General features: G+C 40.3%; 19 protein-coding genes and 1 other RNA gene. 13 read left to right on the top strand and 7 right to left on the bottom strand.

What is annotated here, in order from left to right:
* Positions 1 to 218: 218 nt before the first annotated feature.
* From LXL81_RS15630 to LXL81_RS15615, 4 genes are all read left to right on the top strand, one after another.
* Entirely contained in the window at positions 219 to 3,026 is a 2,808-nt protein-coding gene (locus LXL81_RS15630; protein WP_310589585.1) for an outer membrane beta-barrel family protein, read from the top strand.
* Positions 3,027 to 3,106: 80 nt separating this feature from the next.
* A complete protein-coding gene (locus tag LXL81_RS15625; protein ID WP_234647734.1) occupies positions 3,107 to 3,853 on the top strand; it encodes a GLPGLI family protein in 747 nt (248 codons plus the stop codon).
* Between the two features lie 297 nt (positions 3,854 to 4,150).
* Positions 4,151 to 5,038, top strand: coding sequence for an OmpA family protein (locus tag LXL81_RS15620; protein ID WP_234647733.1), 888 nt, complete (start codon positions 4,151 to 4,153; stop codon positions 5,036 to 5,038).
* Between the two features lie 118 nt (positions 5,039 to 5,156).
* On the top strand, positions 5,157 to 6,443 hold the full coding sequence (locus tag LXL81_RS15615) for a serine hydrolase (RefSeq protein WP_234647732.1): 1,287 nt from the start codon (positions 5,157 to 5,159) through the stop codon (positions 6,441 to 6,443).
* A 188-nt stretch (positions 6,444 to 6,631) separates the two neighbouring features.
* On the opposite strand, the gene LXL81_RS15610 is transcribed toward LXL81_RS15615, so the two are convergent.
* Entirely contained in the window at positions 6,632 to 8,299 is a 1,668-nt protein-coding gene (locus tag LXL81_RS15610; protein ID WP_234647731.1) for a long-chain fatty acid--CoA ligase, read from the bottom strand.
* Positions 8,300 to 8,446: 147 nt separating this feature from the next.
* Between LXL81_RS15610 and LXL81_RS15605 the strand changes: the two genes are divergently transcribed.
* The 4 genes from LXL81_RS15605 (at position 8,447) to LXL81_RS15590 (ending at position 10,812) form a co-directional block, all read left to right on the top strand.
* The gene (locus LXL81_RS15605; protein ID WP_234647730.1) at positions 8,447 to 9,400 is read left to right on the top strand and encodes a threonine/serine dehydratase; all 954 of its coding nucleotides are present in this window, start codon (positions 8,447 to 8,449) and stop codon (positions 9,398 to 9,400) included.
* A gap of 130 nt (positions 9,401 to 9,530) precedes the next feature.
* A complete protein-coding gene (locus LXL81_RS15600; RefSeq protein ID WP_234647729.1) occupies positions 9,531 to 10,007 on the top strand; it encodes a hypothetical protein in 477 nt (158 codons plus the stop codon).
* Between the two features lie 173 nt (positions 10,008 to 10,180).
* Positions 10,181 to 10,504, top strand: coding sequence for a DUF4174 domain-containing protein (locus LXL81_RS15595; RefSeq protein WP_234647728.1), 324 nt, complete (start codon positions 10,181 to 10,183; stop codon positions 10,502 to 10,504).
* 107 nt (positions 10,505 to 10,611) lie between these two features.
* Positions 10,612 to 10,812 (top strand): hypothetical protein, encoded by a 201-nt coding sequence (locus LXL81_RS15590; protein ID WP_234647727.1) that lies wholly within the window; start codon positions 10,612 to 10,614, stop codon positions 10,810 to 10,812.
* Between the two features lie 6 nt (positions 10,813 to 10,818).
* Here LXL81_RS15590 and LXL81_RS15585 read toward each other — a convergent pair whose 3' ends face one another.
* From LXL81_RS15585 to lpxK, 3 genes are all read right to left on the bottom strand, one after another.
* Complete coding sequence (locus LXL81_RS15585; RefSeq protein ID WP_234647726.1) at positions 10,819 to 13,737, bottom strand: PD-(D/E)XK nuclease family protein; 2,919 nt, start codon at positions 13,735 to 13,737, stop codon at positions 10,819 to 10,821.
* A 172-nt stretch (positions 13,738 to 13,909) separates the two neighbouring features.
* A complete protein-coding gene (locus LXL81_RS15580; protein WP_234647725.1) occupies positions 13,910 to 15,871 on the bottom strand; it encodes a putative porin in 1,962 nt (653 codons plus the stop codon).
* 37 nt (positions 15,872 to 15,908) lie between these two features.
* Positions 15,909 to 16,940: a tetraacyldisaccharide 4'-kinase gene (lpxK, locus tag LXL81_RS15575; protein WP_234647724.1), complete on the bottom strand. Its 1,032-nt coding sequence runs from the start codon at positions 16,938 to 16,940 to the stop codon at positions 15,909 to 15,911.
* A gap of 67 nt (positions 16,941 to 17,007) precedes the next feature.
* Between lpxK and LXL81_RS15570 the strand changes: the two genes are divergently transcribed.
* Entirely contained in the window at positions 17,008 to 18,105 is a 1,098-nt protein-coding gene (locus tag LXL81_RS15570; RefSeq protein ID WP_234647723.1) for an o-succinylbenzoate synthase, read from the top strand.
* A gap of 12 nt (positions 18,106 to 18,117) precedes the next feature.
* Here LXL81_RS15570 and LXL81_RS15565 read toward each other — a convergent pair whose 3' ends face one another.
* From LXL81_RS15565 to LXL81_RS15555, 3 genes are all read right to left on the bottom strand, one after another.
* Positions 18,118 to 18,588 (bottom strand): hypothetical protein, encoded by a 471-nt coding sequence (locus tag LXL81_RS15565; protein ID WP_234647722.1) that lies wholly within the window; start codon positions 18,586 to 18,588, stop codon positions 18,118 to 18,120.
* Between the two features lie 67 nt (positions 18,589 to 18,655).
* Positions 18,656 to 19,573, bottom strand: coding sequence for an oxygen-dependent coproporphyrinogen oxidase (hemF, locus tag LXL81_RS15560; RefSeq protein ID WP_234647721.1), 918 nt, complete (start codon positions 19,571 to 19,573; stop codon positions 18,656 to 18,658).
* A gap of 104 nt (positions 19,574 to 19,677) precedes the next feature.
* A complete protein-coding gene (locus LXL81_RS15555) occupies positions 19,678 to 20,835 on the bottom strand; it encodes a C40 family peptidase (RefSeq protein ID WP_234647720.1) in 1,158 nt (385 codons plus the stop codon).
* Positions 20,836 to 21,210: 375 nt separating this feature from the next.
* Here LXL81_RS15555 and ssrA point away from each other — a divergent pair.
* The 4 genes from ssrA to LXL81_RS15540 all read left to right on the top strand — a co-directional run bounded on the left by ssrA (position 21,211) and on the right by LXL81_RS15540 (position 24,553).
* Positions 21,211 to 21,583: a transfer-messenger RNA gene (gene ssrA / locus LXL81_RS15550) on the top strand.
* 249 nt (positions 21,584 to 21,832) lie between these two features.
* Positions 21,833 to 23,056: a site-specific integrase gene (locus LXL81_RS15545; RefSeq protein WP_234647719.1), complete on the top strand. Its 1,224-nt coding sequence runs from the start codon at positions 21,833 to 21,835 to the stop codon at positions 23,054 to 23,056.
* Between the two features lie 298 nt (positions 23,057 to 23,354).
* Positions 23,355 to 23,642: an Arm DNA-binding domain-containing protein gene (locus tag LXL81_RS29165; RefSeq protein WP_310589583.1), complete on the top strand. Its 288-nt coding sequence runs from the start codon at positions 23,355 to 23,357 to the stop codon at positions 23,640 to 23,642.
* On the top strand, positions 23,600 to 24,553 hold the full coding sequence (locus LXL81_RS15540; protein ID WP_310589582.1) for a site-specific integrase: 954 nt from the start codon (positions 23,600 to 23,602) through the stop codon (positions 24,551 to 24,553). The genes LXL81_RS29165 and LXL81_RS15540 overlap by 43 nt, the downstream gene beginning before the upstream one ends.
* The last annotated feature ends 43 nt before the right edge of the window (positions 24,554 to 24,596 follow it).

Genomic DNA, 24,596 nt, shown 5'->3' with positions numbered 1-24,596 from the left:
TTATTATTTTAATAATTTTTATGTAACCTTATGTTAATTATTGTGTACTTAAAATATACTGATTTTCTTAATAAAGGTTAAATAGTAGTATATCGGACACAAATTTTGTTAAAAACTAAAAATTTAGTTGTATAATTTATCTTGATTTTATAATATTGTAAGACCCAAATCTTATACAGCTTTCCTTTATATACTCACATACATAAATTTACTTAGCCTTGAAAAAAATCTTACTACTGCTGTGTTGCAGCCTTATTACTTACGCCTCGTTTGCGCAAAGTACAGGACGCTTCTCAATGAAAGGTATTGTCACGGATACGTCTGGCAACGGCTTGCCGGAAGCCACCGTAATGTTGCTGTTGCCAAAAGATTCTTCACTTGTAAATTTTGGAAGAGCTGCCAAAGACGGCTCCTTTGAATTTAAAAATCTGAAAAGAATTTCTTACCTGTTAAAGGTTTCTTATGTGGGTTATCTTCCTTATCAGCAACATGTTATTCCCAATGATGGCGAAATTACAAATCTGGGAAAGCTGGGCATGAAGTTTCTGAATCAGGATCTTTATGAAGTCGTTATCAAAACGGCCAGGGCTCCGCTGAGTATTCGGGGTGACACCGTTGAATATGATCCGAGAGCGTTTAAGGTACCACCAGGAGCCACAGTTGAAGACCTTCTCCGGAAGCTGCCCGGGATGCAGGTGGATGGCGATGGAAACATCAAGGCGCAGGGCGAAACGGTCAAACGTGTAACGGTAGATGGTAAGCGGTTTTTTGGGGATGATCCAAAAATGGCGACAAAAAACCTGCCTGCGGAAGCAATTAATAAAGTGCAGGTCTTTAATGGTAAAACAGAGCAGGCAAAAGCCACAGGTGTGGACGACGGGAAACGGGAGAAAACCGTCAATCTGGAATTAAAAGACAGTCATAAAAAAGGTGGTTTTGGAAAAGCCATCGCGGGAGTCGGTTCGGATTCAAGGCTGGAAGGGAAAGTCAGCTATAACCGTTTTGATGACAAACAGCAGTTTTCTGTTTTGGGTTTTGGAAATAATACAAATCAATCAGGTATCGCCAGAAATGATTACCAGGATTTTAAAGGCAGCCAGTCTTTTAACTGGGGTGATGATGGCGATTTTGGGTTTGGTGGCGGAAACCGTTTTAGTTCGGACGGTGAGTCCATCACAATTCAGCCTAACTGGGGCGGCGGCAATTCTCAGGGTTATACCAAAAACTGGGCAGGCGGCGGAAACTATAATTACGATACAAAAAAGACAAAAGTAAGTGCGAGTTATTTCTATAATTCGACGGACGCGTTGACAGATATAATGTCAAGCCGGGAAAACTTTTTAAACAATGCCACTTACAGATCAACAGATGACAATAAAACAAAGGCTTTCAGTGGAAATCACCGGCCAAGTTTAAGGATTGAGAAAGTACTGGATTCGTTAAATACGATAACGCTGATCAGTAATTCCAGGATCAATAATGGTGATAGTGATTATGACAGTTTTCAGCAATATTATCGTAGTGGCGATACTTTGTCAAACCGCTCTACCATAAACAACAGCAGCGACTATAACTCGTTTGCGATGTCAAACCTGCTTTTGTACCGTCATAAATTCAAGAAGAAAGGGAGGAATTTTGCTGCCAGTGTTGGTTATAATATCAACAATTCTGATGGTAGTGCAAGTCTGAATTCTGTAAACGAGTTTTTCCTTGACCCAACACAAAACAGTACCATTCGCCAGCAAAATAAAACGAAGAGCGACCGGAATCAGCTGAAAGGTAGTTTATCCTATGTAGAGCCATTCGCCAAGAAATTTTCCTGGGAAACATTCTACAATTTCAGTCTAAGAAAGGATAAGGTTGATAGAAATGTGTTTGATGTAAAAGACAGTGGCCTGGAAGTAAATCCATCGCTCACAAGATATTACACCAACGAAATCAGCTATAACCGTGTAGGAACCAGTGTAAGATATTCCAATAATGGTTTAAATGTATCTATTGGTGGAGCCGCTCAGCAATTTGATCTTACAGGGAAATTTGCCCAGGATCAAACTTCCGTTGATTTTACAAAAGTGAACCGGACTTATTTTAAAGTGGTGCCAAGTGTTTCTCTGAATTATGACCTGAAAAGAAACCGGTATTTGTATATGGAATATCAGCAGAGTATTCAGGAGCCGGCAATCAGCGATTTGCAGCCAGTAGTTGACAATAGTAATCCTTTGAATATTGTGGTTGGGAATCCAAATCTTACGCCTGAGTTGAGACATAACATTTATGCAGGATATCAGTTTTTTAATCCGGCTAATTTTACTTATTTGTTTGTCAATGCGCAGTACAATTACTATGTTGATCAGATAGTTTATAATAAAACAATTGACGCCAATCTGGTGACCACAACCAAACCGATGAACGTAACCGGCGGTATAAATTATGGTTCCAGTGTCGGGGTTTCCTATCCGTTAATCAAAACAAAACTGACCTTGGGATTGAATACGGGTTTTAATTTTAGCGAAAACCCGATTTACATCAATAATGTCATCAACAAGACAAAAACAAAATCCTACAATTTTGGTGGCCGTCTTGATTTTACGCCCAGCGATATTTTTACGTTTTATACCAACGCCTACTGGAACATAGCCAATACAAGTTATTCTATCAATTCAAATCAGGATCAAAAAGTATTGAGTGCGAATTACAGCGGCGATATGAATATCAAGTTGCCGAAGGAAATTTATTTCAACGCCAAGCTGAACTTCAATACCTATGCTAACAATCAGTTTGGTTTTAGTCAGAAACAGCCGATCTTAAATCTTTCGGTTGCGAGAATTATACTGAAAAACAAAAGAGGGGAAATCCGCTTTACGGCAAATGATGTGTTTAAGAGAAATCTTGGAATAACACAAAATGCTACATCAAACTATTATTCGGAGTCGAGAGTTCGGACATTATCCCGATATTACATGCTGAGTTTTACCTACAACATGCGGGGAATGTCAGCATCCGTTAAACGTAGTAATGGATTTTAAAAAAGTATTTGTGCGTCATCTGCCGGTTTGGCGGATGACGTGGCATTTTATCCAGCCATAGCCAAAATAAACTTATTCATATGAGACTGATCACTGTATTAATCCTGTTAATCACTACAATTTCTTATACTTCCAAAGCGCAGAAAATGGAAGGAGAAATTACTTACGAAAGGGTGTATCACTGGACGAAAATTTATTCCCGGGCAAGCTATCTGAGTACCGAGGAAAAGGATAGAATGAAAATGACCTGGGGGAACGATGACGAGCAAAAGCAGGAAATGAAGCTGTTTTTTAATGAACAGAAAAGTTATTATACCTATTTTAAAAAGCAGGAAAACGAAGGCGGGTATTCATGGAATGAGCGGGAATTCAAAGTATACCGTGATCTGGAAAATGAAAAACGTACGGATATTATTGAAATGCTCGGGAAAGTTTTCATTGTCGAAGATTCCACAAGAGCGCCTAAGTGGAAGGTTATGAACAAGATAAAGGAAATTAATGGTTATATGTGCATGATGGCGGTAACCGAAGACACCATCAAGGATCAGCATATAACGGCCTGGTTTGCGGACAATCTTCCGGTATCCATCGGTCCTGAATTGTATGGTGGTTTACCGGGCATTATCCTGGAACTGGATATTAATGACGGTGACCTTGTTATTACCGCCAAAAAAATTGAGATGAAAGCGATAACAGAAGACGTAAATGTTCCTAAAAAACTAAAAGGGAAAAAAGTGACCGAAGCGCAGTATAATACGCTTGTGGCAACACACATGAAAGATAGTGTGAAAGCGCATCGAAATCCATACTGGTCGTTGCCGTTTTAACAATTTTGTTAATGATTTTTAATGATCACAAGAAAAAATAATTATTAAGCACAGATTAATTTTTTGTTTTTACCTTTGCGGTCTGAAAGGACAGGTAAAGGACTGAAATACCCGGCATTATCTCTTCTTAAAAACGGGATAATGCTTTTTTGTGTTGCAGATGGCCTTTTTTTGAAATCCTAAGTAATCTATGTGCCGGAAAGAATCGAACGGACCGTGGCATGGTTTTCTATACTCGCTTCTTTGAACTATGTTGAACTTGAAACAATTTAAATTTTAGTGTAACCCTTGATAATTATGAAAAAAACGCTTTTAGCTGTTGCTATGCTGTTTGTACTGGGCTCCTGCGCCAGTAAGAAAAAAATGATGGCCGTTCAAAACAAGGCAAACGAAATTCAGATTCAATTAGATAAAGCAAGAGCTGATCTTAACGATTGTGATAGCAGAACTGCAAGTTTGAATAATGATTTGAAACTGAAAAACGACGATCTTACTGCTAAAAATAGTAAATTAAAAGAATTACAGGATCAGGTTGATTTCCTTAAAAAGAACAACAACAGTCTCCTTGACCGTATGTCTGATCTTTCTGTAATCAGCAAAGAAGGTTCTGAAAGTATCAAAAAATCTTTGGAAATGATGAATGTTCAGGGAAGTCAGATCCGTGATTTGAATTCGAGCATTCAACGTAAAGATTCTCTGAACATGGCACTTGTTTTGAATCTGAAACGGTCATTACAGGATGTTAGCGATGAAGATGTTCAGATCGAAGTGAAAAAAGGAGTGGTTTATGTATCACTTTCTGATAAAATGCTTTTCAAATCAGGAAGCTCTCAAATCAACGCGCAGGCTGAAAATGTCCTTGCCAAAGTTGCTAAAATCCTGAATGATTATAAGGAAATTGAAATCCTTATCGAAGGTCATACGGATAATGTGCCTATCGCTACTGACAAATTCTCTGATAACTGGGATTTGAGTGTTTTGCGTGCTACATCTGTTGCCCGTACGCTTCAAAAGAAATATGGTGTTGAGCCGGTTCGTTTGATCGCTGGTGGCCGTGGAGAATATCTTCCTAAGGTTGCAAACGATTCACCTGCTAATCGTAGTCTGAACCGACGTACTGAGATTATCATTACACCTAAATTGGATCAATTCTTTAATCTTTATACGCCAAACGCGGGTAAATAAGAAGAAATTTTTTCGAAAGACTTTAAGCCCGTCAGTTTTGACGGGCTTATTTTTTTGTCCTGACTATGAATTTTTTGTGCTATTTTGCTATTCAATTTAACCAAAGATTCTTACTCATATGTTCCGGATTTTTTCTTTGACCCAATGGAAAGCTACAATTTTTCTTCTTCTCATTTCTGCCCGGCTGGTATTGGCCCAGCAGCTTGTCGAAGCTTCTGCCGAAAGTGTTGGCATAAGTAGTGAGCGACTCAAAAGAATTGATAAAGTATTGCAGGAATATGTTGATAAACAACAGGTCGCGGGTTCTGTTGCAATCATTGTTAAGAATGGTAAAATTGTTTACTACAAAGGTTTTGGTTCAGATGACTGGGATACGAAAACGCCATTAAAAAAGGATGCCATTTTCCGTATTGCTTCGCAGACAAAAGCGATTACCAGCACAGCGGCAATGATCTTGTTTGAAGAAGGAAAATTTTTGCTGGACGATCCGATCTCAAAATATATTCCTTCTTTTAAAAATCCTCAGATACTTGATAAATTCAATGAAAAAGATTCTACCTATACCACCAAACCGGCAAAAGGTGAAATTACTGTGCGCCAGTTATTAACGCATACCTCAGGAATCAGTTATCCAGGCATTGGATCGGAGGAAGCAATTGCAATGTATGCCAAAAATAATATTCCAAGCGGCATTGGAACGCCAAATTATAAGCTTGCCGATGTTATTCCAAGACTTGGAAAGTTGCCGCTAGTGCATGAACCAGGCGAGCGCTGGACCTATGGACTGAATTCGGATGTGCTTGGTTATCTGGTAGAAATATGGTCGGGGAAATCTTTAAATGACTTTTTTAAAGAAAGGATTTTTGAGCCATTGGGCATGAAAGATACATATTTTTATATTCCTGAAAATAAGAAAAACCGTTTGGCAAGATTGTATACGCAGGACAAAGAAGGAAAAACGATCAAAGCAGAAAACAGGCCTGGTTTCAATAATGATTATCCGAATGAAAACGGGACTTTTTATGCAGGCGGAGCAGGTTTAACTTCTACCGCTCTGGATTACGCTATTTTTCTGCAAAGTTTTTTAAACGGCGGTCAGTATAATGGCAAAAGGATTTTAAGTCCGGCCACGGTGCATCTAATGACTCAAAACCAGATAGGTGATTTAAATGTTGGTAAAAATAAATTCGGTCTTGGATTTTCTATTGCAACTGAAAAGGAGGCTGCCCGTATCCCGGTTCCAGCAGGTACTTTTGATTGGGGTGGCATTTTCGGGACTACTTACTGGGCGGATCCAAAAGATAAAATTGTAGCATTACTCATGACGCAAAAATATCCAAGTACGGTTTGGGGCGAAATGCAGGATAAGTTTAAGGTGTTGGTTTATCAGGCGGTGGTGGAATAGGGTATTTCGGGACGGGGGCATGTTGTCAAGTGTTGTCAGTGATTGTCATTTGTCGTCAGGTGTTGTCATTGATTGTCAGGTGTGGCCAATTGTTATCAAAGAATTGTTTTTGGCGCTATTTTAAGGATTTTGATCGGGATTTTGTCTTAAATATAATTGACAAAATCCTGATCACTTTTAGGTTTATTTTATTCGGTCAATTCCTTTCTGATCTTTTTCTTATCAATTTTACCGACACTGGTTTTTGGGATTTCGGTAACAAAAATGATCTGGTCGGGGACGTACCATTTTTTGATCTTTCCGGATTCTACATCTTTTTGCATTTTATTTTTGATCATTTCAGGCGTCAGCATATTTTGAAAACCTGCTTTGGGAATGATCAGTGCATGAGGGCGTTCTCCCCATCTGGCATCTGGCAAACCAACTACCGCAACTTCTCCGACACCTTCAATCTGCGACAACAGGTTTTCAATATCAAGTGAAGAAACCCACTCGCCGCCTGTCTTGATGACATCTTTCACCCGGTCTGAAATCGTCAGATAATATTCAGCATCTATGGAGCCGACATCTCCCGTATGTAACCAACCGTTACGCCAAAGTTTCTCTGAATTTTCAGGATCTTTAAAATATCCTTGTGTCATCCAGGGGCCACGGCCAACAATTTCGCCAACGGATTTGCCATCATGCGGCAGGAAATTGCCTGCGTCACCCATAATCCTTAACTCAACAAATGGCGTTATTCTTCCTGCTTTAATCCGATAACTCATTTCCTCCTCTTCGGAAAGATTTTGCTGCTTGTCATTCAGGTGCGCCACAGAAAGTACAGGTGCAGTTTCAGACATGCCATATCCGGCAGAAACCGTAATACCCATTGCTCGCGCCGCTTTTGCCAAACCAGTTGTAAGCGCAGAGCCGCCGATTAAAACCTTCCATTTTGAAAGATCCGTCGCCTTGGCAACTTCACAGTTGATGACCATATTCAGGATGGTAGGCACGCAATGCGAAAGTGTTACCTGATGCTCTGCCAGTAAAGTTGCCAGCATGTCCGGTTCATACTTACCCGGATAAACCTGTTTATTATTGAGCATTGTAGCCACAAATGGAAACCCCCAGGCATGTACATGAAACAGCGGCGTTAGCGGCATATACACATCCTGATCAGAAAATGGCAGTGCCCGGTAACCACAGAAATAAGATATCAATCCCATGGTATGCATGAACAATTGCCGGTGTGAAAAGTATACACCTTTCGGTTCACCTGTTGTGCCTGTGGTATAAAATGTGGTAGCCCATGTATTTTCGTCAAAATCAGGAAAATTATATAATTCATTCTGACCGGCAATCAGTTTTTCATATTCGCCTTCGTTGGGAAAACCGGTTGGTGTAATCACAGCATTTTTATCCTGATAAACTTTGTCGCTCAGGATTATAAATTTAGTGTTGGTAACGATCTTGTCTCTGATCGCTTCGAGTATCGGTACAAAATCTTCGTGTACAAGAATCAGCTTATCTTCGGCATGATTGATCGTGTATAAAATCTGGGCAGGGGAAAGTCTTACATTGATCGTATGAAGAATTGCGCCGTAGGCCGGAATTCCAAAAAAACATTCAAGATACCGGTGAGAATCCCAGTCCATCACACCAACCATATCACCAGGCTTAATACCCAAGCCGGAAAGTAAACCCGCAAGCCGCCTGACCCTTCGGTTAAATTCAAAATAATCCATCCGGAAAATGTTCCGGTATATGATTTCCCTCTGCGGATTATATTTTAAGGTCTGTTCAAGTAATGTTTTTATCAGCAAAGGCGAATCGTATGCAGAGGAAGTACGCGGTATTAATCGGGTTTCAATCATAATTTTGGTACTTTTAAGGTCTGTGTATGTAAATGTTGATCAGGCATTATTATCAGATACAAAGCAGAATTGATATAGTACAAATCCTGCTTTGCGTAATATTGCTAATTGTAAAAATAAAAGAAAAAACGTAACAAAATCCACATCATGAGTGAAAGTATTCCTAGAAAAGAAGTAATTGAAAAGGCCCACGCACTGATTACGCCATATATACATAGAACGCCTGTTTTGACGTCACAGTTTTTGAATGATCTGTCAGGAGCTGAACTCTATTTTAAATGTGAGAACTTTCAGAAGATCGGAGCTTTCAAGGCGCGGGGTGGACTTAATGCTATTTTGTCACTTTCTGAGGAGCATTTAAAAAATGGCGTTACTACGCACTCATCAGGAAATCATGCGCAGTCGATCGCTTTTGCAGCGGCGAAAGTAGGAGCGAAGGCCTATATCGTGATGCCTGAAAACTCGCCTTCGGTCAAAATAAATGCGGTGAAAGGTTATGGGGCCGAAGTGACTTTTTGTAAAAATACACCAGAAGAACGTCAGGCAGCTGTGGATCAGATTGTTGAAAAGACAGGCGCAACTTTCATTCATCCATTCAACAATTATGAAGTGATAGCCGGACAGGCAACTTCTGCCAAAGAGCTGATTGAGGATCTGGATTTTAAACTGGATGCCATTATCGCTCCTGTTGGCGGTGGTGGCTTGTTAAGCGGAACCTCATTGTCAGCTCAATACTTTTCTCCTGAAACCGAGGTTTTTGCGGGAGAACCCGAAGGAGCAGCCGATGCTATTCTCTCTTTCAAAAGCGGGAAAATTGAAAAAGCGCCCTTTGTAAAAACGATCGCCGACGGTTTGATGACTCCTTTGGGTGATAAAACGCTGGAAATTATCCGTAAATATGTAAAAGACATTTTTACAGTTTCGGATGAGGAAATTGTTGCAGCCATGCAATTAATGTGGGAGCGCATGAAGATTGTTGTGGAACCTTCGGGAGCGGTTGTGTTGGCGGCGGTACTGAAAAATGGAGCGGTTTTTAAAGGTAAAAAGGTGGGAATCATCATTTCAGGAGGAAATGTGGATTTAGCGAAGCTGCCGTTTTAATTATATTTTTTAAATCCGGAATAACAAAATTGTTTTCAGGATTATGCATATTTGTTAATATTACCGTTATATGTTGAATGTATAACAGCATATCTACATTTGCATCATAAACTATACTTTAAAATTGAGCATGAGAAAATTACTTGTTTTATGTCTGGTCGTATTTCTGGTTTCCTGTAAGGATAAAGACAAGGACGCTACTGTTGACCCGGATTTTGCACAGGGATTTGTCGGAAGTTACACCACGACAACAATTGATGGCAACGTAACAACAGTTCAGGATTGGGATATTACGTCAACCGAGAAGAATGTTCTGGCAATTAATTATACAAAAAACGTAAAAGTTACTGCGTCGGGAACCAGCGTTACGTTCGTTCAGATTTTCCCTTTGGTTGATGTAAAAGCGACCGCCGCGGACAGCTTTACCATTGATGAGGTAGTTGATGTGCAGCAAACAACTTCAACTACTTTGAGACAACGTCTTCAGGGAGTTGCCACGAAAGTAACAAATGCAGCTGGAAACGCTCAGCTCAATATTACAATTGATTATACGACAGCTTCGAACGGTGAAAAATCGGAAGCTTATTTAGAGTTTAAGAAGAAATAGTAATAGGTTAAAATATAATTTTGGAGCCTGGCATATTTACTGCCGGGCTTTTTTGTGATTGATTTCAGGGAAACGCTTGTAAATGGAAAATTCAGGAATGATTCTTTTCCAAATTTTTTATACAGAAACCAATCCAAATCATGCTATTTCTTTTCCAACTAATATTCCTGTTCATGACCGCTGATCAGCAGAGACAAGTATTGCTTTTCTATAAAAATGATGGCGAAGTACTTCTTAAAAAACAGTTAATGGAATTTGAGAAAAATGAGGATGGTATGAAGGAGCGTGATATTAAGGTTATGTCTTTTAGGCAGTCATCCGAAAATGCAGATCAGTTTAAAAAGTGGAAAATCAAGGAAGTAGATTCCTTTACTTTTATATTGATAGGACGGGATGGGGGTGAGAAATACCGCACGCAAAGTTTTGTTCCGCATCAGGATCTGTTTGGAAAAATTGACGCGATGCCGATGAGAAGAAGCGAAGTTGGTAAAAATTGACATAAATCAGTTGAATAAAATTAAAAAACCACGACCGGTTTGGATCAATTTGCTGTACCTTTAAATGCCGGAAATTACGAGTCAACTGATTATTGAGAAAATAGAAAATGGATTTTGAAGAATATCTGAAAGTGAAAAAAATTGATAGTGCTGCGTTTAAAAAAGCGGATCAGTCAAGGTTTATGGAATGGGAAAGCATTTTCCTGACTATGCATCCTGATAGTTTTACCGCGCAGAAAAAATTTCTTATCAACGATATTCGCCGGCGTTATCTTCTTGTGAACGAGCCCGAACAGTCAAAATCCTGAGGTTTTCTACCTCCCGCAGATTCCAACAAAATCACAATAAGTACAAACATTCAAATCCTCCGTTTTCCGGAAAGGAATCGCCGGATCAAGCAGATTATTCAGGATTTCAGTTAATATTCTTTCTGATTTCTGAATAAAATGTGCAGCATCCAAACCTTCTGTTAATTCCAGCGGATTAGCGATCAGGTTTGTCGGATCACGAAATGAATAGAACCCGGATTTAATTAGGTATTGACCAAATTCATAGGTTTTTCCACCAATATTAAGTCCATTTTCATCCTGCATTTTGCGATACATCAGGTACTCATACATCCAAAGCTGGCGGACATAACCGGCTTTCCGATCAGGATCAGTGAGAATTATTTCTTCTTTTCGCGACGGGTCGGCTACTTTTTGTTTTCCGGTAAGTTCGACACTGCCGGTTTTGTAATCCATTACATAAAGCGTGCGCTCAGTTTCATCCAGTTCAATCCTGTCAATTTTTCCGCCGATACGAACCAGTGTATTTTCATTTTGTAAAACAAGGTGAAGTTCTGTGCGCAAGGGCTGTTCCGCTGCCAGTATTTTCTTTCTTGGCGTTTGTTTTATCTGATGATTAAGAAAAGTAAGAATCTGCTGTTCACCCACTTCGTAGTAAATTTTGTTCAATCCAAGATCTGTGATATAACCCTTGAACAACCTGTCAAATTCTTCTCTCAACACTGATTTTATCTGATCATTTGACGGGTCTTTACCTTGCAGGAAAAACGCCTGATCCAGATTTTCCAGACTGGCATGCAGCCAAGTTCCGATTTTGTCCATACCCAATTCTTCTTCCACATCATCAGCCTCCTGAACGCCAACTATGTGTTTGAGATAAAACTGCATGGAACAGCGAACCAGTTCATTTAAATGCGTAGGATAGAGGCCTTTGCCGGAAAGATAATTCCGTATGGCCTGTAACATTGCTGCATCTTTGGGAACATCTTCATTAAGGTTTTCACTGGCAACGGTTTGAAACGATACCGTCTTGTTTTCAATTCTGATATCAGGATTATACTGAGCCAATTCAAATTCTACCTGCTGAATAAAACGACTTTTTTCTCCACCACCCGGCGCATCGTTGGTGCTTGTATAAAGCATGTGAATTTCCGAAGCGCGCTGTAATAATCTGTAAAAATGATAAGACATCACAGCTTCCTGATGCTGGTGTGTGGGTAAACCAACGGCGTGGGCAGCGTCAAACGGAATAAGCGAATTCTGGCGTTTGGCTTGCGGTAGTATCCCTTCGTTGACCGAAAGGATAATAATCCTCTCAAAATCCAGAGCCCGGGTTTCCAGCATCCCCAGAATTTGCAGTGAGCTGATCGGCTCACCGCTAAACGGAATTCGTGTCTGCCGGATCAGTTCAAACATAAAAGAACGAAGCGTTTTCAGTGTAATCACCTCCGGCCGGTCTTCCAGGGTTTGTTCAAATTGTTTTAATAAGGTATAAAAAAGATACAAATATTCTGTTTCCAGTGCGTTTTTGTATTCCTTATAAACTTCGCGCAAAATATCAATCAGACCATAAAAAGTCTGGATCACTAACTTTGAATTGTTTTTTGGCCAGTGTGTAAATAGTATTTTGAACAAAGCGTTTCCCTGTCCCAATTCCATCAATTCATCCGAACTCAGGTAAACCCTGTTTCCGTCGGTAATCTGCCAGAGCGTTTCCTGAATGATCGTATTTGTTTTATCCGTCAGCAAGGGCCGTAAAACCGCATGTTCGTAATGCCGGATAAAGGGATGATTAAGTACTTTATTGATAGATTTATGGTTGAATTTAGGTATACGAATATTTCGCCCACTTTTATTCCTGAATTCCACCACGTTTTGCTGTAATTCAAAAACGCTGTCGATCAGCGTGTAAAGCATGGAATTTCGCAGCGACAAACCCATGGTGATATTGAGATCCGTAACGCCTTCATCCAGGGAATATAACATGGGAAGCAAAAGGTTTTCGTCAGCCAGCACAATAGCGGTAGACACCGGCTCGGACGGATTGTCACCTTTTTTCATAGCCGCATAAAGCTGACCGGCTACTTTTGTCTGAAGTGTCGCATTGGGAACACCATAAACGGTAATGTCTTTTTTGGATGACATCAAATTATTTTCCGTCCAGTTCCAGGCTCCGAAAATTTTCTGTTTCTGGTATTCACGCAGACTTTTTCCTGCCTCCACGCCTGTATTTTCCGACATGTAGTATTCGTCCGTGTCCCATAAAACTTCTGCTCTGCCCACTTTCACAAGCGCTTTTACAACGGTTTTCTCCGATTCGGTAAAGGCGTTAAATCCGGCAAAATAAATCTTGTCATAATCCGTACGTTGTAGCAAAAGATTGTCCACATCCTCGGCCAGCTGCCGGTATGCCATGCCACGATAAGCTTTGCTGTTTTTCAAAAGTCGCGTCCGGAAAGTGCTGTATACCGTTTTTATATTTTCAAAAAGAGAAAAATACTGTTTGCTTCCGTTGCTGTTTTTTAAAGTCTTTCCCTCAGGCAAATTTTCCTGCCAGCGGGTAAGCGCTTTGGCCTCCGATAAGTAGTCAAACAGATAATTCGTATTGACCAGATATTGGTCAATTTTATCAAGATCACTCAGCAGGACGGATGCCCAACCCATAAACCGGTCAAACTGGACATCGGGATCAATGGCTTTAAAAGTTTCGTATAATTCGAAAAAAAGGTGAACAGGATCCTCAATTTCCAGTGTGCATATGCTTTCAACAAAGTCGTCAACAGCCTCAACTTTCGGACTCATCACCGCCTTCGTTGTCTCATTTGCCAGCTCCTGCATAACAAAAAAAGCGGCACGTCTGGTTGGGACAACAATGATGATCCGGTCCAGTAAAGTACCGTTTTCTTCTAAAATATGGCTGGCAACTTTGTTAAGAAATGAAGGCATAGTTTTGCGGTCGGCTTTCAGCAGTCGGCTTGGATACAGAAAATTTTGAGTTGATTTTTTAATAACGACTTATAATCAGGTAAGCGTTCAGTCATAACAGAAAAAATATATCCTGTTTAAATGTTAAAGAAATTCGCAGTGTGAAAGCCGATTGCCGAAAGCCGACAGCTTTTTAATCAAACAACGGCCAGTTTATCCCGAAAGAGAATGCCCTGCGCATTCCCAGATATCCGGGTGTCTGGTAATATCCTTTTGGTCCGCCGATTCCCTGATTCACATGTGCCATTTTAAAGGACAGACGGATTCGCTTTATCCGGATGTTTGCAAATAAATCAGCTACTACATACTGGCGGACTTCAAAAGAATCCTGCAAATGAAACTGCTGGGTGATTGGCATATAGGCATCGGCAAAATAAGATGACCGGTACATGGCCGATAGCCCCAATTGTATAAATAACACTTTAGCATAGGTGAAGTCAAAAGTCAGCTGACCGCTTGCGAAATATTTTGGTATCCGGATGATATCCTCGTTCGAATTAATTGTATAATATGCCATACCGGAAAGATTCCAGCGGTTCATATGAATGTTTGTCGTTGTGCCTATTTTAAGCAAACTAAATGCACTGCCCAACTGACGCGGAATGGATGCCGTATCATAATAAACATAATTATTGATCAGATTATATAGTACTTCAGGAGTCAGTTGAATATTTTTGGTTTTAAGCGGAATGGATCCGTAAATTGTATTTGTCCCCGTCAGCTTAAAGTTATTCTGCCAGTCAAAATTGTTGCTGATATAGTTTTGAGCGATCAGATCGGGAGAGGTGAAAATGCTCTGATAGCCTGCTTTGATCCATTTGGTATCCAGTTCACCTTTCAGTTTAAAATCTCTTCCAATTAAATGTTCCGCCTCGGCAGTCACATGTTGGGTTGAATCTTTCAAATAATAACTCAGCCAAAGACCAACGATGTTATCAAATTTTAATCCGGTCCGATAGGCAATGGTCAAATTCCCTTCGGTATTTGGATTCTGTCCGGTGACGTTCATTCCATACAAACGCTGCCTGACGTAAGCCCGGTAATTAAAACCTGAAAAAGTACCTTTGATACCAATTTTGTTATCGAATAATTTGTAGAAAATATCCTGGCGAATGTTAACTGAATCATATCGGGAAGCCGGATAAACACCATAGGTAACGCCGCGTTGGGCTGCTTTATCGGTATAGCGGTTGATCGTACTTTTATAATCTGTTTGCGTAAAAACCTGAAACCCGTTGGCTAGTTTATATTGCTGATAGATATGAAAAACATGACGCCTTTCCCATGAATTGGCATCATCACTTATTCTGGCCAGTCCGTCATAGGTATAAAGTCCGTCTCCGGTTGCCGAATTGTCAGGGATAACACCACCTTGTTCCCGTACTTTCTGGTTCAAATGACTGTAATGGGCAAGGATCAGATACTTTTTATCTTTGGAAAAATAATGTCCCTGTAATAAAAACGTCCAGTTTTGCCCAAGCAAAGCCGCAGAATTGACGCCATAAATTCCGTATTGTTTATTTGAGGTAAGACGCTGTCCCTGCATACCAAAATTAAAGCGCGGATTAACATTCTGGGAGTAACCAAATTTACCAAGCGTCGTTTTCCGTCCACCAGACCGGTAGGTCAGATCCGTATATTGTGAGTGCGTATCAATGTATTGAATTTCATCCTCCTGTATTGCATAGGGATCGTAGGCGCGCATACCAAGCTGGGCACCAATATCCTGACGGGGCTGAAAAAACAAATTTCTTGTAGCAGTTCCGGTATTTCCCAAATCCACCAGTTGTCCATAAGAACGATCAACGGGCGTCCAGCGGTTAAAGTCAGGCAACAGCGTATCAACCCGGTAACGAACCGAATCACGGTTGTTTATGATATCATTTTCGAAAAAGTGCAGTGTGGTTTTTGGGCCGTAAATTGTTTTGGTACTGTCATCCAGAAGTACTCCGCCTTTTCCTCCCTTTGCGCCCCCGCCACCCCCGCCACTTGGCATATTGATGCCACCGGGGAGTTTGACCTGCGCGGTTGCTGCGTTTGGAAATAGCAAAAAGCCGGATAAAACAAGAAAGACAACAGATAATAAAATTCTCATAAACGATTCTATAATTCCACCGATTTTAAGGATAGGGTTACAAAGTATGATTCGTAATCCAGCGTTCAAATGGTTCGGTATCGGCTCCGAAATTTATCTCCATTGGCAAATAAGCAAAACGATCCAAAACGCCTGATCCGGCGGCAAGCGGTTTAAGCTTCACCATATCCTTTTCAGTTGTTACTACAAAAGTATCGTTTTTTATGTACTTAATAAGATGTTCCAGGTCGGTTGGCGTGTAATTGTGATGATCAGGAAAAATAATTTCCTCTACAACGTTATACTTGCTCCGAAGATATATAGTAAAGGGCAGCGGATTGGCAATACCGGCCGCGATTATAACATTATTTAACAAAACAGGTTGCTGATTATATGAAACCGGCTCTGAATAACGGATTGATGCAAAAAATACCGGCACTCCCGGGCGACTATATTTTTGAACGGATTGTCTGATTTCCTCTTTCTGATTTTCCAGTATATCCACAGGGCTTTTCGTGACAACGATCAGATCGGCTCTTCTTGCGCCGCTTCTTGTTTCGCGCAATCTGCCAGCCGGGAAGGGTAAATCTTTATAAAACGGACGGTTGAAATCGCTTAATAAAATATTGATATTTCGCTGAATGGCCCGGTGCTGAAAGGCGTCGTCAAGCAGGAGCAGATCACGTTCAGGAAACTTGTCATGTATGGCAAAGGCTCCGTTTACCCGACTTTCACAAACGGCAACCACAATGTTTTTTTCAAATTTTGAAAAATATTGTAATGGTTCATCTCCCAGATCCTGCGCCGAGGAATTTTCATCTGCAAACAACAATCCTTTGGTATTTCTCCCATATCCTCTGCTCAAAATGGCAATCTTAAATTTTTTGTCAAGAAAATTTGTAAGATATTCAACCATAGGCGTTTTACCTGTGCCTCCTACGGTAATGTTGCCAACTGAAATTGTAAATTGTGAAGCTTGTTGGGATGAGAAAATATTGGTATCGTAAAGGAAATTCCGTAGTATGGTTATCAAACCATATACCCATGAAAAAGGTGTTAATATTATTTTTATCCAATTATGTTCTGCCATCTTATCTGCATAATTACATATTTTTTGGTTAATATTGTTCCCCGAAAAAAAACTGACACCATAAAATATGCCTTTAAGAATTGTGTTTCAACCCTATACACTTCATTTTCGAATGGAGGCAGGTACGTCGCGTGGGGTGCTGAAACAAAAAACTTCCTGGCTATTGAAAGTGACAGACATAGAACAGCCTGGTATAGAGGGCTATGGCGAATGCGGCCCGCTTCCAGGATTGAGTTTTGACGATATTCCGGATTACAAAGAGCAGTTGACAGATGTTTGTGAACTCTTCAATCAGCTTGATCTGGAAGTATTTCCCTTCAATCTTTCCATCATTCTGCAACAAGTTATTCCTGACCATTTGCCGTCTATAAGATGCGGGATAGAAATGGCGTTGCTGGATTTTATGAATGGGGGACAGCGGATTCAATATAAAAATGCTTTTTCCAAAGGTGAAAAAGGAATTCCGATGAACGGGCTGATCTGGATGGGATCGTATGATCACATGGCAGAACAGATTGAAGAAAAACTCACGCTTGGTTATACCACGCTGAAAATGAAAGTGGGCGCCATTGATTTTGAACAGGAATGTCGTGTGCTTGAATCTGTCCGTTCACGGTTTTCGGCGGATCAGATCACACTGCGGGTTGATGCGAACGGTGCTTTCAAACCGGAAGACGTTTATGCAAAATTGCAGCGACTTTCGGAATATAATCTGCATTCTATTGAGCAGCCGATCAAAGCCGGGCAAATTGATTTGTTAACCGAAGTATGCGCCAATTCTCCGATTCCGGTTGCTTTGGATGAAGAACTGATCGGAATATTTGATTACCGAAAGAAGTTTGCGCTTTTAAAACAAACGCAACCGCCATATATCATCTTAAAACCTACACTTTTAGGCGGTTTTCAACATTGTAAAGACTGGATAGAAATTGCTAACAGGCTTTCAATCGGCTGGTGGATGACTTCGGCACTTGAATCAAACATTGGCTTAAACGCCATTGCTCAATTCACCGCTTCCTTCGATAATCAGCTTCCACAAGGACTTGGAACCGGCCAGCTTTATCATAACAATATTGATTCTCCGCTTAAAACCGATAATGGATATTTGTATTATGATAAATCGAAATCGTGGGAGATTAATCTGGATGAAAGTGCCTGGTGTTAATGTGTTTTCTGTTTAATCCAGATATCGGACAAAATGATAAAAATGTCTGACGGTATCCGCTTCAATGGAATATTCAGGCATTATCTCGCTCATTTCGATGTCGTAATGTTCATTTATCAGCTCATTATGTCTGAAGATTTTCAATTGCGCATCGCTGTTATATTTAAGTAAAATACTTTTTTCCTCCCAGTTTTCTTCTAACACTTTACTGATCAGAAAGTCTCTTTCGAGCGAGTCATTTTTGTAAAAGCTAATTTTGTTTGCGTGAATGATCTTGTCATTTACAAAATCCATTCTTCTGCTGTAACCGGCATCTTTTGCCCAAATTGTTTTACTTGGTGTCGTAGTTTTGATCCATTCCCACCTTCCAGGGAGATCTCCATAAACGGACTGTGGAATAGGGCCGCAGCCGCAATTCCTGCCACACGATGAAAATAAAGCTGCTACAACAAATGTGATGAGATACAACGATCGTTTTTTCATGGCCAACTTTTGGGAATTACCTTTTAGGACCATTTTTAATGACAAAAGGTTGTAAATGAATGAAATATTAATTTATCCAGTCAACACCTTTTCTCAGCCATTTCAAAGTAACATCTTCTTTCGAACCTGCTTCCGGGATAAAATTATATTCCCAATTTGCCTGTGGCGGCAAACTCATCAAAATAGATTCTGTCCGTCCGTTTGTTTCCAATCCGAATTTTGTCCCGCGATCCCATACCAGATTAAACTCAACATAACGACCGCGACGTAGGTATTGCCATTGTTTTTGCTGTTCCGTAAACTGTTCATCCCGATGTTTTTTCATGAAGGAAGTATAAACAGGCGCAAAACTTTCTCCGATCTCTTTTACAAAAGCAAACAGCTCTTCTTTTGACAAATTGCTCCCGTAACCCGCTTCATCCGGTTTGAGATAATCAAAAAAGACACCACCGATTCCACGCGTTTCGTTTCTGTGCTGAATAAAAAAATAATCATCCGCCCAGGTTTTAAATTTTGGATAAAAGTCGGGATGATGTTTGTCGCAGGCAGTTTTTAAATGATTATGAAAACTTTTTGCATCTTCTTCTACAACATAATGCGGCGTGAGATCGATGCCGCCACCAAACCAGCAAGTCCCGTTACTAAGTTCAAAATACCGTACGTTCATGTGAATAATAGGCACATGCGGATTTTTTGGGTGCATGACAATGGATACGCCGGTGGCAGTAAAGTGAAAATCATCGGTATCATTTAGCTGCATTTGATGACGCAGACGCGGGTGCACTTCACCTTTTACGCTGGAAAAATTCACGCCGCCTTTTTCAATAACATTTCCATGCTGGATCAATCTCGTACGTCCGCCACCACCGGAATGATGCTCCCAAAGATCTTCTTTAAATTTACCCGCGCCGTCTTCATTTTCTACGGCCGCGCAAATGTTATCCTGTAATTGTTTGAAAAAGCCTTCTATATCTTCAACTGTCATTGTAAATCTGAAATTGTGCGTGGCGAAATTACAATAAATTTGAAAGCGGGGTTATCGGTTTTTCAAATTGGCAGTGCGGATCATGATAAAATTGTAACAGGCGATCATTTTTTAATATAGGCCTCGTGTTGGGCAACAGATTGAATTCCTGAAGTTCCAACATTCCCAAGATACCGCCGGGCGACAACCACAGTGCGGGTTTCAAAATCATCATAATTCGGAGCATCCGGTTTCATACTGCTAATCCTGACATTCCCGGATGCATGAATAAATTCACCATTTCCAAGATACAGGGCGACATGTGTGACACGCGCGTCGGGCAATTTATTTTTCCCACTTGCAAAAAATATCAGATCACCGGATTTCAGGTTTTTCAGCGCTTCGTCAAGATTAAATTTGTCACTTTTTAATACAGAAACCTGCTCACCAGCCATCACTTGCTGAGAAGCGTCACGCGGAATAATAATTCCGTTCATGAAAAACGCAGTTTTTGTGAATCCGCTGCAATCCACACCCTTCACAGAAGTGCCGCCCCATAAATAAGGAACACCGATCATCGTTTTGGCAATATCAATAATCTGTTCAGGATTTGGTGAAGGCTTTTTGATCCATTTTTTGTAGTCAGTCATTTGTTCCTGGGGGATGAAGCCGGTTCTGCCATCGGGATAAACAACTTTGTAGAATCCTTTCTGCCTGCCTTCATTGACCAAAATATCACCCATCACAAGGTCAGAAACTCTCTGGGATTTCCGGTCCGGATTAACAAATGCGTGACCATAATCATCAACAAAAACGAGTTTGTCCTTTTGCTTCCAGCTGTCCATTTCAGCCGATGTTTTTAATGAAATGGCTCCTGCATCCAGCCAGGAAATGTAACGATCCGGTGTGCGGACGAGATAGTAATATCCATCCTTTTTCAAAATATCAAGAGGCGTTCCAAGTAAAGATTGGGTAGCAAGTTCAGCCGCATTTTTTGGATTTGACCTGATGTTGACAACAGAAAGATTTACAAGCGCATAAATTTTTTCGCCCAATTTTTTGGCGGGGAGTGTATGAACAGGAATGTTAATTTTGACTCCCGCCTTTACAAGTGAGTCAGAAAACTTTTGCGCTGCTTTGAGCTCTGTGGTTTCAATATAATTGTCACCGACACTATCCGCCATGATCGTAAAAATTGCAGTCCTTTTATCAGGCGCATATTCTTTTCTAACGGCTTCTGCTATGCCGAATATTTTCCTGACCTCAACAGAATCGGATGACATTTTTTGATTTTGGCCTTTTGAAGTAAAAGGACAAAGAAATAAGAAGAAAAGAAAGGATTTATAGGAGCTCATAAGTTGGAATTAATCAGTAAGCTAATATATACCAGAAAATAATACAAGTATCAAAAATTCCGGCTGATAAAATGTTGGAAGTAGTTTTTGAATTTATATTGGCTTTTAAAATTTCATGAAAAAGGAGAAATAATTTAAACGATTAAGTATGTTGATATCAAGGGTTTTATGTTAAAATGTATGTTGAAATTAATATTTGATACGATTTTCTGTAAATGATCCGGAACCATTGGTAATGGATTTTTGTCTAATACCAGCAGCCAACCGTGTGATTAATCACCGGATATTTCTGCGCCGCTTTTTGGGGGCGACTGGAATTGACAGCGGGTCGGGATTCTGTGTGTAAGCATGTCGGGAGCTGGGGGTACCTCCCGTAAATAATACCTTTCAAACAAAAACTGGCGAAAATACTTACGCCATGGCTGCCTAATCCGGAGGATTTAGCAAATGCCATCATCCCTCCAACCTACGCACTGATGGTTGGGCTCCGGGGTGTCGCAAATCAGTGCTGGTTGGCATAGTGGTACGGAAAGCCAACGAGACCCAAGGACCTAAGGCCAAGACGCGGGTCCGCCGTGAACCTTGTCTGGCTCGAAAATTCAATCGCGGATAAGCATGTAGAAGGCGCAGGGTTTCCCTGTTCTGGACGAGGGTTCGAATCCCTCCGTCTCCACTGATTGAAAGATCAAAATTACTTAAAAGCCCGTAAATCAACAATTTACGGGCTTTTTCTTTTCTTCCCAACCGCCAAAATATTCAATTTTTATCAATCCCTATGGGGGAAATTCGGATACCTGGAGATAACACCAAATTGAGGTATCCGAATTTGCTTTAAAGTTTTGAAAATCAGCAGGATGTATGCGATGTGAACATCTTGACAGGTCACTAAAAGAGGTTTAGTTTTAAAATTTAAAAGGTGGAGATTATGGAAAAAAGAATGAGTATGATTTTTCATGCGCGTAAATCAAAGGCTACTAAGGGAAATTTGGTTCCAATTTATTTACGGGTTACCATCAGTGGACAGCGGTGCGAGCTTACAACCAAACAACTGATTTCTGAGGAAAAGTGGTCAGTGCCTACAGGAAAGGTAAAAGGGACATCCACTGAGGCTAAGGCCATTAATTCTTTTTTGGATACCTTACAAGGAAAGGCTCATGCCATTCATAGAGACATAATACAAGAAGGTAAGACACTTTCGATCGAACTTTTCAAAGATAGATGGTTTGGCATTGCAGAAAAGCCGATAATGCTAATGGAGGTTTTTCAGGAGCATAATTACAAAATGGAAAAGCTTGTAGGTCAGGATTATGCTTATGGCACGTTTCAGAGATATCAGACATCTTTACAGCATACGCGTGATTTTCTGATGTGGAAATTCAAAGAGAATGATATTGACCTAAAGAAGCTCAACTTTAAATTCATAACGGACTATGAGTTTTATTTGAAAAGTGTTCGGAAATGTGGTCACAATTCGACGATGAAATACCTCGCTAATTTTAAGAAAATTGTTTTGATCTGCGTAAAAAACGACTGGTTGGAAAAAGACCCCTTTTTTGCCTATAAAATGCATAAGCATGAGGTTGATAGAACGGCTCTAACTGAGAAAGAATTATCTGATATTGTTAATAAAAAATTTGCAGCGGATCGATTAAACCAGGTAAGAGACATATTTATTTTTTGCTGCTACACTGGACTTGCTTATGCAGATGTTCACAAATTAAAACGGTCAGAAATTGTCGATGGTATTGACGGTGGAAAATGGCTCCTGATTAAAAGGCAAAAAACAGAGTCTCGCTCTAGTATTCCAATTCTTCCCACCGCTATGAACTTGCTAAAACGATATGAAGATCATCCACAGTGCGTAAACAAAGGTCAGCTATTGCCAGTGCTGTCCAACCAAAAAATGAACTCTTATTTGAAAGAAATTGCAGATCAATGCGGAATTGTAAAAAACATTACTTTCCACTTGGCAAGACACACTTTCGCAACAACAATAACACTTTCTAATGGTGTCCCCATTGAAAGTGTATCAAAAATGCTTGGTCACCGGGATTTGAAAACTACACAGCTTTATGCCAAAGTTGTTGACAAGAAAATAAGTCATGATATGAATAAATTGAAAGAGTTGCTCGGAAGTAAACAATCATAATTCATTTAAAACTGTCGTTCTGGAGGTCGAGGGTTTGAACTCCGTCTCCCTCCCATTTAGAAGTTTTTAATATCAATAAATGCCTGTAAGTCAATGATTTACTGGCATTTTTGCTTTCCGGGATATCCCAAAATATGCAAAAATTCCCATCATTTCCAGCGTCATTCGTGGAGTTCGATAAAAAACGAGAAAAAGACGCTGGAAAGTGTTAACTTATTGATTAGCAAGATGTTCATTTATTGCACATCTTGATTTGTAAGCGCGGCGGCTCGATATTTATCACTTAAACGCTAGCGTCATGTTGGAAAACAGTTTCGGTATGTTGTTTTATTTAAAACACGCCAAAAATCAAAAAGAAGGTTTACGTTATGTTTACCTTCGAATCACAGTCGATGGAAAATCGGCAGAATTATCTACAAAGCAGCTTTGGAGCCCTTCCAACTGGAGTATTGACGCCGGACGTGCAATCGGCAACAAGGAGGATTCAAGAACCCTCAACGCGTATTTGGATACACTAAGCTCTAAAGTGTTTCAGGCAAAAAAATGCTTATCGAAGATGACAGAGAATTATCTGCCGAGGCTTTGAAAAATATTTTGCTTGGAAAAAGTAGTGAAACGAGAACGATCCTGGAAGTTTTCCAGTACCATAACGAACAGATGGCAGCACTCGTAGGAAAAGAGTTTGCCCCACTTACACTAAGCAGATACAAAACTGCTCTCGAGCATACGCGTTCGTTTATTCAGTGGAAGTATAAAATGGATGACAGGCAGATCCGCGACCTTGATTTTGAATTCATCTCTGAATTTTCGTTCTGGCTTCGCAGCGCACGTGGTTGTAATCACAATTCAGCCATCAAATACATGTCTAACTTAAAAAAGATTGTGCTCATCTGCGTTAATAATAAATGGCTGAAAAATGACCCGTTTCAGGGATTCAAACTGACTAAAAAGGAAGTTGTCAAAAATCCGTTATCTCGTGCAGAGCTCAAACGTCTTACAGAAAAAGAATTTGAAATGGACCGTCTAAGCAATGTCCGTGACATCTTTCTTTTCTGCTGTTATACCGGCCTTGCATACGTGGATGTAAAACAGTTGAAGCGCAGCGATATTGTTACCGGAATGGATGGAGATCTATGGATCGATACGACCAGACAGAAAACCGATGTGGCCACCAGAATTCCGCTACTTCCAACGGCGCTGGAGATAATGCAAAAGTACGAGGAAGATCCTTTATGCTGTAATCGTGGCGTTGTACTTCCGGTATTAAGCAACCAGAAGATGAATGCTTATCTGAAAGAGATTGCGAGTTTGTGTGGGATTTCAAAAACGCTCACGTTTCATATCGCCCGTCACACGTTTGCGACGATGGTGACGCTCAGTAATAAGGTGCCTATTGAAAAAGTCTCGAAAATGCTTGGACATCGTTCTTTGAAGCAGACGATGATTTATGCAAAGATTTTGGATGTGAAGATTAGTGAGGATATGAGAGCATTATAGGAGAAGTTGAGAAACGCCTAAGACTAATTAGTATCGCAGGCGA

This window comes from Dyadobacter sp. CY356 (assembly GCF_021440195.1).
GTDB lineage: Bacteria > Bacteroidota > Bacteroidia > Cytophagales > Spirosomataceae > Dyadobacter.
This window is presented reverse-complemented; position numbering and strand designations above follow the sequence as displayed.